Source organism: Pectinatus frisingensis (genome assembly GCF_015732285.1).
GTDB lineage: Bacteria > Bacillota > Negativicutes > Selenomonadales > Selenomonadaceae > Pectinatus > Pectinatus frisingensis.
Genome location: NZ_WIQU01000062.1, coordinates 62,288 through 75,077, shown reverse-complemented (window position 1 = coordinate 75,077; position 12,790 = coordinate 62,288). Strand labels below are relative to the sequence as shown.

The following is a 12,790-nucleotide window of genomic DNA, read 5'->3' as shown; positions in this document are numbered from 1 at the left end:
TTCATTTTATTCTTCATCTAACGACTAGATGAAGAAAGTTTATATTCAATGAATTTTACACAATGTGACAATGGTACACTCAAAATCAAATAGGCAATTGCCAGATAACTATACGCTTCAATCGTATAAAAAGTTTGTGATGCATATGTTTGTGTCCGCAGCAACAATTCGTTTACTGCCACATATGCCAATAAAGATGTATCCTTGATCATCATTACTAAATAATTTCCCAAAGATGGAATTATACTACGCAGAGCCTGGGGCATCACGATGCGAAATAATGCTTCATATTTACCAAACCCCAGCACTAAAGCCGCTTCCATCTGGCCTTTATCTACCGCTATTATTCCTGCCCTGACAACTTCTGACATATAACAGCCATAATTAATTGCCAAACCTGCTATTCCTGCAGTCAAAGGTGCTATCTGCATATCAGTTTTATACCCCAGCATTCCGGCTAACAGGTTTATAATAAGCGGAACAACATAATATATATACACAAGTTGCACCAAAAGAGGAGTTCCTCTTATTATTTCTAAAAAAACATACAAAAATATTTTTATTGGTTTCCATCCGAATAATCTTCCTACAGCGATAAATACACCCACTATGGTAGCTAAAATAAATCCGAAAAATGTAGCTTCTAAAACAATTCCTACACCATCAATAAGAGAGGGCACTAAATACTGCCCAACTGTCGCAAAATGTAACTGAGATAGTAAATTATCCATGTTTACATTCCCCCCAGTACTCTGTTAAGAAACCGCTGAGTACGTTCTTCCTTAGGATGATTAAATATATCGGCAGGACACCCTTCTTCTACGATATAACCTTTATCCATGAATACGACTCGATCAGAAACGTCACGGGCAAACCCCATTTCATGCGTTACTACAACCATAGACATTCCATCTTTTTTCAAGTCTCTCATTACATTTAAAACTTCACCGACAAGTTCAGGATCAAGAGCAGAAGTAGGCTCATCAAATAAGAGTAGCTTAGGTTGCATGGCAAGTGCTCTGGCAATGGCGACTCGCTGTTGCTGCCCACCGGAAAGCTGCATCGGATAGGCATTTGCCTTATTATCCAATCCCACTTTTTTTAAAAGACTGTGTGCTAAAATTTCCGCATCTTTTTTTTTCATTTTTTTCACATGTATCGGTGCATACATAATATTTTTCAATACTGTAAACATAGGAAACAAATTAAACTTCTGAAATACCATTCCCACTTCCCGGCGCATTCGCTTACTGTCAAGATCTTCATCAAGAATACTGCCATTATAGTAAATCTTCCCACTTGTGGGCACTTCCAACAAATTCAGGCAGCGTAGAAAAGTGCTTTTCCCCGAACCGGAAGGACCTATTATACAAACCACTTCACCATCATCGATTCTTATGGTTATATTTTTCAGAACTTCCGTATCTCCATAATTCTTTTTTAAATCGAATATATTCAGCATAACAGACGCCCCTTTATTACAGAAAATACTCCCAATATAAATTCCTCAAACTAAATACAACAATTGATATCGTGCTGACTGCATAAAGTATAAAAATAAAAGCCGCCCAATCTCCTCACGGAAATTGAGCGACTCTGCTCGATAAAACTATATGCTCTTAGGAATTACGTTCATTCTACCATGTACCTTTTAATCCAGTCAATGTACCCAAGCACAATTTTTTTATGCTCCATTGTTATCAGAGCACAATTTTATTTATTACATATACGAATTTTCCAACTGCAAATACCATCTGTTATAATCATGCTGTATTAAACACGCAGGCTTTTGCCATTCGTGGTATTATTATAAGTAATATAATATTTCTCATGAAATAAAGGATTATTATATTTTAGCCTAGAATATAATATAGTTATGTATAAATCGTCTATTATTTTGTTTAATCGACTGCATAACATATAATTAAACCAATGGAGGAATATATTTTGCATAGAAATGATCTTTGCTGGTGCGGCAGCGGTCTAAAATATAAACGCTGCCATCTTGAATTTGATGAAAAAATCGATGGTATGAAACTTGATTTTAAAAGGGGACAGGTAAGGCCACCACATGAAATAATAAAAACTGAAAAAGATATTGCGGGTATAATTGAAAGTGGTAAGATAAATAATGCCGCACTTGATTTAATTGCAGAAAATATAAAAGAAGGTATGGATACTCTCACACTCAATGACATAGCTGATAAATTCATTGTCGACAATGGCGGCATACCAGCTTGCCTGAATTATGCCGGATACCCCAAAAGCATCTGCATATCAATAAACAATGTTGTTTGTCATGGCATTCCTTCCGAAAAAACCATTCTAAAAAGCGGCGATATCGTCAATGTAGACATCACAACCATATTAAATGGATATTTTGCCGATGCTTCACGCATGTTTATGATTGGTGACGTTAGTGATGAGGCAAAAAAATTGGTCGAAGTTACCAGACAGTGCATGGAACTGGGTATAAACGCAGCTAAACCATGGCATTTTCTCGGTGATATCGGAGCCGTTATTGAAAAAAATGCCCATGCGAACCACTATTCCGTGGTTACTGCACTGGGAGGACATGGTGTTGGTAAAAAATTCCACGAAGACCCCTTTGTTAACCACATCGGCGAAAAAAACACCGGCATGCTCTTAGTTCCAGGCATGGTCTTCACTGTCGAACCAATGATCAACGCAGGAGATTTTGATGTATATACCGATGAAGACGACGGCTGGACTGTTTATACTAAAGACGGTTCTTTATCGGCACAATGGGAAAAAACTATTCTTATAACTGAAACCGGTACAAAAGTTCTTGCAGAATAAATTTTCTTTCCCGCCATGAAATCGGCAGTAATAACAGATTTATGATAAAACCCTCTTATATTTCAGTAAAATTCCGGTATTAAGGAGAGTTGCCTCAATGAAATCACCTAATGAGATAAACATCATAAAAATGAAAGATATCTCGATGGTATACGATAATGGCGCAATTGCCCTGGACAAGGTCAATATCAATATAACTCGCGGTGAGTTTGTCTTTATCGTCGGCACCAGTGGTGCCGGAAAATCCACTTTCATTAAATTATTGCTTCGTGAAATTCTTCCCACATCTGGGTTGTTAGTTGTAAACGGTTACAATATAAACAATATGTCTACACGTGAATTACCATATCTAAGGCGCAGTCTGGGTGTAATATTTCAGGACTACCGCCTGCTGCCCAATAAAACAGTCTATGAAAATGTTGCTTTTGCTATGCGAGTTATCGAATCACCCCGACGGCTCATTTTGCGTAGTGTTAACAGCGTACTGGATATTGTCGGGTTACGGGAAAAATATAAGTGTTTTCCCTCTCAATTGTCCGGTGGTGAACAGCAGCGTGTTGCTATAGCAAGAGCCATTGTAAATAACCCATCCGTAATAATTGCCGACGAACCGACAGGAAACCTTGACCCCGAAACTTCATGGGAAATAATGGATATTTTTCAGCGCATCAACGCTGTCGGTACCACAATAGTGATGGCCACACATGACAAGACAATTGTGGACACAATGCAAAAGCGTGTCATAGCCATAGAAAATGGGCGCATCATACGTGATGAAGCTTCGGGAGGATATGGGTATGAAACTTAAGACCTCAGAGTATTTTATAAAAGAAGTTGCAACATCATTAAAACGTAATAATTGGATGTCTTTGGCATCAATAGGTACAGTTACAATCTCCTTATTCATTCTGGGTATGTTTTTGATGATTGTAGTAAATCTTGATCGTATGGCATCTACTCTGGAATCACAAGTGCAAATAAGTGTTTACTTAAAAGATGACATCAGTCAAAAGCAAAGTGAAGAGTTAAAAGAAAAACTCGAGGCCATGCAGGGAATTGACTCTGTTGCTTACATTTCTAAAGAAAAAGCAATGGAACGTTTCCAGGAAAGACTGGGTGATCAAAAATATCTGCTGGATTCACTTGACAGCACTAATCCTTTACCCAATGCTTATGAAATCACTGTCAAAAACCCTCAAATGGTAAAAACAGCCTCCAAAGAAATAGAAAAACTTCCCGGAGTTGATACTGCTGTTTATGCCCAGGATGTAGTGGAACATTTATTTGATTTGACACAACTAATAAGATCAATCGGCCTTGCGATAATAATTTTCATGTTCGGCGCTACTATCTTTATTATTTCCAACACGATCCGCCTGACTGTCTTTGCCCGGCGTAAAGAAATCGCTATCATGAAATATGTTGGCGCCACAGACTGGTTTATTCGTTGGCCATTTCTTTTGGAAGGTGTTGTATTAGGTTTCATTGGTGGCAGTGTTGCTATAATATTGTTGCGTCTTTCATATTTGGCTCTGACACAAAAAATTTATGATATGATGACCTTTTTCCCATTAATTCCACTTTACCCCTTTTTAACTTATATGACTATTGCTATAATTTTCAGCGGTATAATTATTGGCGCCTTGGGCAGTGTGATATCAATAAAACGTTATCTTAAAGTATGAGGGAGATTAGTATATGTTATTTCATAAACGTATTTGCCATATATTAATCACATTTCTAATAACAATCTGCCTTACCGATTCCGTTTTTGCCGAATCATTACAAGATAAACTAGATACCCTCAAACAACAGGCTACCAGCAAACAAACTGAAATCAATTCGGCAAAGTCAAAAGAAATGACCGTATCTGAACAGTTGCGCAGTATTGCTGAACAAGTCGACAATGCAACAACGGCATATAATGATGTAAAAAATCAGCTTGACGGCACTAACAAAAAAATTAATGACAATGAAATCCTATTAAAGCAGACCCAACAAAATCTTGATAAACGGGAAAAAATTCTTGGCAAAAGGTTACGTGATATTTACATGCATGGTCAAATCAGCTACATTGATGTTCTCGTTGGTGCTAACAATTTTTCTGATTTTTTAACTCGTATTGACCTTATAAAGCGCATCATTAAGTATGATTACGACCTTATAAGTGGTATACTACAAGAAAAACAAACTATAACCAACACCCAAAAAGACCTTGAAACCGAACATGCTAAAATAGAAAAACTTACTCAGGCTGCCAAGGAAAAAGCTGATATTTTACAAAACAAAAAAGACCAACAACAGGCTTTGCTTAATAAAGTTAAGAATGATCGTCAGACTGCCGAACAAGCTTATGATGAGATTATGGCAGCGTCCCGCCAAGTCGAACAAATGATTTTAGCTTACACCAGCAACAATTCCGATGATTATTCCGGCTCTGGCAGCGGACAATTTATCTGGCCGATATCAGGCCCTATTACATCACCTTTCGGCTGGCGGATACATCCAATATATGGCACGCGCATTTTTCACAGCGGCATAGATATCGGCGGTGACTATGGTATGCCGATACATGCGGCAGCTGCTGGTACTGTCATCTATGCTGGCTGGATATCAGGGTATGGTAATGCTGTCATTATAAGCCATGGCGGTGATCTGCAGACTCTATATGGTCATAATCAATCCCTTAATGTAAGTGAAGGACAATATGTTTCCCAAGGCCAGGTTATCGCTTATTGTGGTTCAACCGGTAATTCTACCGGACCACATTGTCATTTTGAAGTACGTAAAAACGGCGAACCGGTAAATCCTCTCAATTATTTATAACCAGCTCCACAAACCGTCCTATACAATTCCTTCTCTATAAGGCCGGTACTAAACTCTATTGGATGTGATAATTATGAAAGTCAATAAAAAGTTTCTGGCGGCGCTGGTATTTATTGTATTTATAGCCTCTTCTTTAATTACTTTATCTATATTTTATTTTCTATTCGGTTTTAATAAATATAAACTTGCTGACACAGTGCGTTTTTTTGGTGCCTTGCGACTAATCCAGACTGATTATGTCAATAATGTGGATAATAGTAAATTAATTGATGGTGCTATAACCGGTATGGTTAATTCCCTGGGCGATCCACATTCTGTTTATCTCAATCAGGATCTTTATAAACGCTTGATGGAACAAACAGAAGGTTCATTCGGCGGAATCGGCGTCGTTATGCAATATAACAAGGATAACCAATCTGTTAATGTTGTTACAGTAATGAAAGACACTCCCGGCGAACAGGCCGGTATAAAACAAGGTGACGAAATAGTTGCCATAGATGATACCCCAACTAAAGATTTTTCTTTTGACCAAATAGCTTCACACATCAGAGGCCCTGTCGGTACCGATGTTACACTCACACTGAAAAATGCTGATGGCCAGCGCAGTGTAAAACTAACCCGGGCAACTATTAAAACATCCACTGTAACACATCAGATGCTTAATAACAATATCGGTTACTTACGAATAGGTATGTTTTCAGAAAACACTGGTAAAGAATTTTCTGCAGCATATACTGATTTACAAAATCAAGGCATGAAAGGCTTGATAATTGATTTACGTTCAAATCCCGGCGGACTTTTAACCAGCTGCGTTGAAATTGCCAAGCAAGTAGTTCCCAAAGGTACAATCGTTTCAACTGTTGACCGCAGCGGCAACAAGGAAACTTATAGTTCGGAACTGGAACAATCTGCTTATCCGATTGTCGTCCTGATTGATGGTAACAGTGCCAGCGCATCTGAAATTCTTGCCGGTGCTTTGCAAGATACTAAAGCTGCCACTCTTGTTGGTACCAAATCTTACGGTAAAGGTTCCGTACAACAAATAATTCCTTTAGGTGAAGGAACTGCTATCAAGCTTACTATTGCTAAATATTATACGCCAAGCGGTCGTTCAATAGATGGTACCGGTATTGAACCCGACGTTCCTGTAGAACTTGATACCAGCGGTAACGTTGATAATCAGCTCAATACAGCTATAGATGTCATGAAACAAAAATTAGCACAATAAATATAAATAATGGGGCAATGACAGTAATTCTTTTATTTTACTGCCATTGCCTCATTATTTTATTATTAATTTTTTATATAAAGAATTGTATTTACTACTGAAATTTACAATTCTAATAAGACTTGTAAATAATAGCCGCATCTTTATGAAATCAACACATTCATGCGACGCCCCTTTATTTTCCCATAAAAATACTTCCTACACAGCAACAATTTCTAATATCCGTCTGCCATATAGGAAGTGTACATGAACTATTATTTTTTATATATCATCATCAGTGAGTTTTTAACTATTCAAGTTATTTTGCATCAAGAAAAGAACCGTCAATAATTGATGCGGCATCTACATCCTTGTTTACAAGACCAAGATCCTTCCACAATTTAGCTGCCAAAGCAGTAACCTTATAAAAATCACCCTGATTATCAGCAGTTCCAAAATAAGCCTTATTACCAGCTTGGTCATAAAATTTTACATCATTTAACTCAGATTTTATGCTTTCCGGTTTTTCGCCCATTCTTTTTGCAATAATAGCTATAGCATCATCCGGGTTGGATTTCATATAATTAATAGCTTCATACCAGCCTGCTACAATTGCTTTTGCTACTTGAGGATGATCCTTTATATAGGATTTTTTCATAGCGAATGTATCTACTATTACGCCAGGGCTTGCCTTACTGTCTATTATGGTATGCCCAAAATCAGTTTTTTCCGCTTTTGAAAGCCATGGCTGCCAAGTAATAGCAGCATCAACTTTTCCTGCAACAAAAGCAGCTCCAGCATCCCCTGCTGACATATTCTGCACATCAAAATCCTTAAGTGTCATTCCTTTTTGCTGTAATAAATATTGAAACCAAAAATAATCAGCACCGCCTGTAGTATCAAGTGCAATTTTCTTACCTTTTAAATCCTCAATTGAATTATATTCCTTCTTAGCTACTATGCCATCACCGCCGGCTGAAGTATCTAATGCCAGAATTTGTGCTAAATCAATGCCTGCTGCCGCATTCATGACCTGCGTGGACATATCGGTGGATACACCTTGAATCCGATCAGCTGCCAGCGCTGTTTTGCTGTCAGTCTTGCTTTCAATTGACTGAATTTCAACATCAGCACCATGTTCTTTAAAAAATCCTTTTTCTTCAGCTATATAAAGTGGTGCGAAACCTATCCATGACGACTGTCCTATGATTACCTTGTCACTTTGTGCCGACCCCGATCCTGTCCCAGATCCCGAACCGGATGACGTACCTGTACTTCCACCACATCCTGCAGCCACAATCAGCATAGCTGATGCTATTCCAGCCGCAATCAATTTTTCCCATTTTAATTTCATAGTTGCTACCTCCCAAAATATATAAATTAAATAACCACCATATTGAATGAATAAATTATTCATTTCTTAATATAAAATAAAACAAAAACGCCTACTCCCTTACTTGGAATAAGCGCCTTTGCTTTGCCATTAGAGTAATATCATCACACCTTATTGTTAATATTTGTTTTATGATTTTCATCCGAAAAGGACTATAAGCCCATACTAAAATTGTAGCTCGTTATTATCAAAATCATCCTATTATTAGAATTTATTGCCTTTTTCTATTAGACTCATTTCACGAACCCAAAAAGCCATCTTTTTACCTGATTTATTATAATAAAGTATCTTACCGCCTGTAATATCTTCTATAGAATCAGGCTCACCATAATTAATTTCAATGGATTCTACCGCATTTTCCAATTCATAGGTATATCCTACAACCAGCCTGGTTTCCTGCTGATTCTCAGTAATAAACTTTCTTATCAAATACATAAAAATTCTCCTTTTTATACACTATTTAAAAGTTTCATACTTTCTTCCCTGATAATATCAGTTGCCCTTTCTTTATATTTGATAAACTCCTGTGATGTTTTTACATGATAGTTACGCGGCCTTGGCAGTCCTTTCTTTACATCCAGTATTTCTTTAATTTTACCGGGCCGGGCTGACATTATCGCTACCCTGTCAGCCAAAAATATTGCTTCATCTACATCATGAGTCACCATTATTATCGTTTTTGGTGATTTTTGCCATATGTTCAACAATAGTTCCTGCATAACTCCTCTTGTCTGCATATCCAATGCTCCAAAAGGTTCGTCCAAAAGAAGCACGCTGGGATCATTGGCTAAAGCTCTGGCAATTGCCACCCTCTGCCTCATCCCTCCGGAAAGAGAATTAGGATACTGCGTTTCAAAACCGTTAAGACCAACAAGATTTGTATAATGTTCTGCTATTTCCCTGGCTTCTTTAGAAGAAGCTTTTTTTTGCTTTAAACCAAATTGAATATTTTCAGAAATAGTCATCCATGGAAAAAGATTATATGCCTGAAAGACCATTCCTCTATCTGCCCCCGGACCTGTTATAACTTTCCCCTGATTTACTATTCGACCTTCCGTTGTTTTCTCTAATCCACAAATGATCCGCAGTAATGTCGATTTTCCACAGCCTGACGTTCCCAACAGCGATAAAAATTCATTGGGATGTACATGCAAACTAACATTATCCAATGCTAAAACATTGCCTTTTTTTATGTTATATATTTTAGTTACATTCTCTACCTCAAGCCCTAAATTGGTATTTTCTATATCTCTAATCTGCATTTGTATCCCTTCCTGTTATGCATTAATTATTCCAGAAGAAAAATTTCTTATGACAAAGTTTAAATAAAACATCAATAATCATTCCTATAAATCCTATAGATAAAATGCCAACAAAAATATTAGCCGTATTCATCATCCTCTGTGACTGAATTATCATAAACCCTATGCCGGAAGATGCGCCTACTAGTTCTGCAACTATTACATATGTCCATGCCCAGCCTAAAACAGTACGAAATGTATCCATTATATCGGGCAGCGCTTTTGGTAAAATTACTTTCCATAAAACATCAGCCTTTGATGTTCCCAGTGTATAGGAGACTTCAATCATTGACATCGGTACATTGCGCACATTAGTTGCAATCATCAAAATCAGCTGTGGAAAACTTCCCAGGATAATTACCGCTATCTTTTCCGGTTCATCTATTCCTATCCACAAAATAAACAATGGAATAAATGCTGATGCCGGCAGGTATCTGACAAAGGAAACTACATATTCCAAAAAAGCTGACATAGGTGCATAGGTTCCTATCATAAGTCCCAGCGGCAACGCTACTGCAGCCGCGATTATGAACCCTGCCATAACACGAAAAACCGTTATCCCTATATCTTTTATGAAATCTCCCTGAGTAAATAAACTTATAGCTGTTTTTATTACATCAGTAGGCGGTGGCAAAAAAAACTGATCAACCGCTCCTGTTAAAGTAAATGCCGACCACAGCAGTAAAATTATTGCGAATGCTATTGCTGCAATTACAACGACATATGTAGATTTCATTTTTCCCTTAGGTGTAAATGCATCTATTAATGATCCCATTTTTTACCTCCATAATATTATAAATACTTAAGCTTATATATTATCCTTATATTGTGATTGTAATAAATCATTCACTTGCATTAATGATAATTTCATTTATGCCTAAATATAATAAAAATGGCACCTATCCTCTAAAGGATAAGCGCCATTGCTTTTTATGTACTCATTATAATATGCATTTATTAGGTTGTCAATTATACATTTTATTATGATATTAAAATATCTTTATTTTATTATATCAAACTTATATATTTATGCATTCAATACTCATTTTTCTCATTTTAATAATCCTTTAATGATAATATATATACTTAATTTTTACAAATGCAATTGCATTCGCTAATGCTTTTATATGAGTCTTTATTATATCCTGGGCACGAAGCAGATACCATTTCATCATTTTCTGCTTACTCTTCAATTTTAATGTCAATCTACCCGGTAACATAAACTTATTCATCAAACATTTTATCAACAAGAGTATTTATCATATCTTCGTCTGCCACAAAAGGTATAGTGATATGTCCCTTGCCTTCATATTTTTTATTAAATTCTTCTGCCACTTCCATTGCATGAGGATTGCGTGCCCAGTTACGGCGGGCTACTCCTCCCATTACATCCCAGAGTATAGCTGATTTTATTATCTTATCAATTCTTTCACTGCCATCAAGTACCAGTCCAAATCCACCGTTTATAGCTTTACCTATACCGGTACCACCACCATTGTGCAGTGAAATCAGACTCATGCCGCGGGCCGCATTACCGGCATAGCACTGTACAGCCATATCAGCCATAACATTGCTGCCATCTTTAATATTAGACGTTTCTCTGAATGGCGAATCTGTGCCGCTGACATCATGATGATCACGTCCCAGCATTATTGGTCCGACTTTTCCCTTCCGTACCATTTCATTAAATTTAAGAGCAATTTTTATTCTTCCTTCAGCATCCTGATAAAGTATGCGTGCCTGTGTACCAACTACCATTTTATTTTTTTCTGCATCACGTATCCAGTTATAGTTATCTCTATCCTGGTAACGGCGATCGGGATTGATACAGGACATAGCGGCCTTATCTGTCTGCACAAGATCTTTGTGCTTACCGCTAAGGCATACCCAGCGAAATGGACCATAGCCATAATCAAAAAGATGCGGTCCCATTATATCTTCAACATAGGACGGCAGAGTAAATCCATCTTTTTCATCAATGCCATTCTTGGATAATTCTTTTACACCGGCATCATATACTGCTTTAAGAAAAGAATTGCCATAGTCAAAGAAATATGTTCCTTTTTTTACACAGCTCATTATGAGCCTATACTGACGCCGCAGACTTTTATCTACAAATTTTTTAAAAGTTTCACGGTCTTCTGACAGCATGCGTGTACGTTCTTCAAAGGTAATTCCCTGCGGGCAGTATCCACCCTCATAGACAACATGGCATGAAGTTTGATCACTCATAAGGTCGATTTTTATATCATTTTTTACAATATACTCTAAAAGATCAACTATATTGCCATTATAAGCTATAGATATGGTCATCCTATTTTTCATATGCTTATTAGCTGATTTAAATACTTCATCAAGATTATCATAGCATTCACTTACCCATCCCTGATCCAGACGCGTTTTTATACGGGAATAATCAACTTCGGCTATTATACCCACCCCATTAGCTATTTCAACAGCCTTAGGCTGTGCGCCACTCATTCCACCCATTCCTGAGCTTACGAATATATGTCCGCGCAAATCTTCGTCATTAGGAATTCCCAAGTGCAGACGACCGGCATTTAAAAGTGTGTTATACGTACCATGAACAATTCCCTGCGGTCCAATATACATCCAGCCACCGGCTGTCATCTGCCCATAATTGGCTACACCCATTTCCTCAGCGATTTCCCAATCCCTTTCATTATCAAACATACCAATCATCAAGGCATTAGTATTTATAACACGCGGTGCATTCGGTTTGGATGGAAACAAACCGATTGGCATGCCAGATTCTATTACCAGAGTTTGTTCATTAGTCATTATTTCCAGATACTTTTTTATCAGTCTATAACCAAGCCAATCATGGCATACACTGCCTGTTTCACCATATGTTACGAGTTCATAAGGATAAAGTGCCACTTCAAAATCAAGATTATTATCGATCATTACCTGAAAAGCTTTTCCTTCAATACAATTTCCCTTATATTCATCTATCGGTTTACCGTAGATGCGTCCTTGCGGCCGCCACCTATATGCGTATATACGACCATATGTTTTCAATTCATGTAAAAATTCCGGTGCAGCTTTTTCATGCAGTTCTTTAGGCAGATAACGCAGGGCATTTTTTAAAGCTGTTTTCGTCTGATCATTGCTAAGTAGAAACCCGCGGCTCGGTGCACGACGAATGCCTTTTTTGACTTCCGGCATATCTGGAAAAACATTGTCCAGCTTTACATCAGTTACTAATTTTGCCATTCCAAA

The 12,790-nt window shown here is 37.5% G+C and carries 12 protein-coding genes; 5 read left to right on the top strand and 7 right to left on the bottom strand.

Annotated features, from left to right (window positions below; genetic code table 11):
- Positions 1 to 17 precede the first annotated feature (17 nt).
- Both I6751_RS11325 and I6751_RS11320 read right to left on the bottom strand, forming a co-directional pair.
- Positions 18 to 731, bottom strand: a complete 714-nt coding sequence (locus tag I6751_RS11325; RefSeq protein ID WP_182185923.1) for an amino acid ABC transporter permease — start codon at positions 729 to 731, stop codon at positions 18 to 20.
- A gap of 2 nt (positions 732 to 733) precedes the next feature.
- Complete coding sequence (locus I6751_RS11320; RefSeq protein ID WP_182185924.1) at positions 734 to 1,462, bottom strand: amino acid ABC transporter ATP-binding protein; 729 nt, start codon at positions 1,460 to 1,462, stop codon at positions 734 to 736.
- A 485-nt stretch (positions 1,463 to 1,947) separates the two neighbouring features.
- Here I6751_RS11320 and I6751_RS11315 point away from each other — a divergent pair, with 485 nt between their 5' ends.
- The 5 genes from I6751_RS11315 (at position 1,948) to I6751_RS11295 (ending at position 6,874) form a co-directional block, all read left to right on the top strand.
- A complete protein-coding gene (locus I6751_RS11315) occupies positions 1,948 to 2,820 on the top strand; it encodes a methionyl aminopeptidase (protein WP_196590302.1) in 873 nt (290 codons plus the stop codon).
- 121 nt (positions 2,821 to 2,941) lie between these two features.
- The gene (ftsE, locus tag I6751_RS11310; protein ID WP_182188692.1) at positions 2,942 to 3,628 is read left to right on the top strand and encodes a cell division ATP-binding protein FtsE; all 687 of its coding nucleotides are present in this window, start codon (positions 2,942 to 2,944) and stop codon (positions 3,626 to 3,628) included.
- Complete coding sequence (ftsX, locus tag I6751_RS11305; protein ID WP_182185928.1) at positions 3,618 to 4,505, top strand: permease-like cell division protein FtsX; 888 nt, start codon at positions 3,618 to 3,620, stop codon at positions 4,503 to 4,505. Before ftsE ends, ftsX begins: the two co-directional genes overlap by 11 nt.
- Before the next feature lie 13 nt (positions 4,506 to 4,518).
- Complete coding sequence (locus I6751_RS11300; protein ID WP_196590301.1) at positions 4,519 to 5,646, top strand: murein hydrolase activator EnvC family protein; 1,128 nt, start codon at positions 4,519 to 4,521, stop codon at positions 5,644 to 5,646.
- A gap of 73 nt (positions 5,647 to 5,719) precedes the next feature.
- Positions 5,720 to 6,874: a S41 family peptidase gene (locus I6751_RS11295; RefSeq protein WP_182185931.1), complete on the top strand. Its 1,155-nt coding sequence runs from the start codon at positions 5,720 to 5,722 to the stop codon at positions 6,872 to 6,874.
- Between the two features lie 298 nt (positions 6,875 to 7,172).
- On the opposite strand, the gene I6751_RS11290 is transcribed toward I6751_RS11295, so the two are convergent.
- From I6751_RS11290 to I6751_RS11270, 5 genes are all read right to left on the bottom strand, one after another.
- Positions 7,173 to 8,207: an ABC transporter substrate-binding protein gene (locus I6751_RS11290; protein ID WP_182185935.1), complete on the bottom strand. Its 1,035-nt coding sequence runs from the start codon at positions 8,205 to 8,207 to the stop codon at positions 7,173 to 7,175.
- A gap of 243 nt (positions 8,208 to 8,450) precedes the next feature.
- Positions 8,451 to 8,681: a hypothetical protein gene (locus I6751_RS11285; protein ID WP_182185937.1), complete on the bottom strand. Its 231-nt coding sequence runs from the start codon at positions 8,679 to 8,681 to the stop codon at positions 8,451 to 8,453.
- Between the two features lie 14 nt (positions 8,682 to 8,695).
- The gene (locus tag I6751_RS11280; protein WP_182185938.1) at positions 8,696 to 9,508 is read right to left on the bottom strand and encodes an ABC transporter ATP-binding protein; all 813 of its coding nucleotides are present in this window, start codon (positions 9,506 to 9,508) and stop codon (positions 8,696 to 8,698) included.
- Positions 9,509 to 9,530: 22 nt separating this feature from the next.
- Complete coding sequence (locus tag I6751_RS11275; RefSeq protein ID WP_196590300.1) at positions 9,531 to 10,322, bottom strand: ABC transporter permease; 792 nt, start codon at positions 10,320 to 10,322, stop codon at positions 9,531 to 9,533.
- Positions 10,323 to 10,771: 449 nt separating this feature from the next.
- Entirely contained in the window at positions 10,772 to 12,784 is a 2,013-nt protein-coding gene (locus I6751_RS11270; RefSeq protein ID WP_196590299.1) for a urocanate hydratase, read from the bottom strand.
- Positions 12,785 to 12,790: the final 6 nt, after the last annotated feature.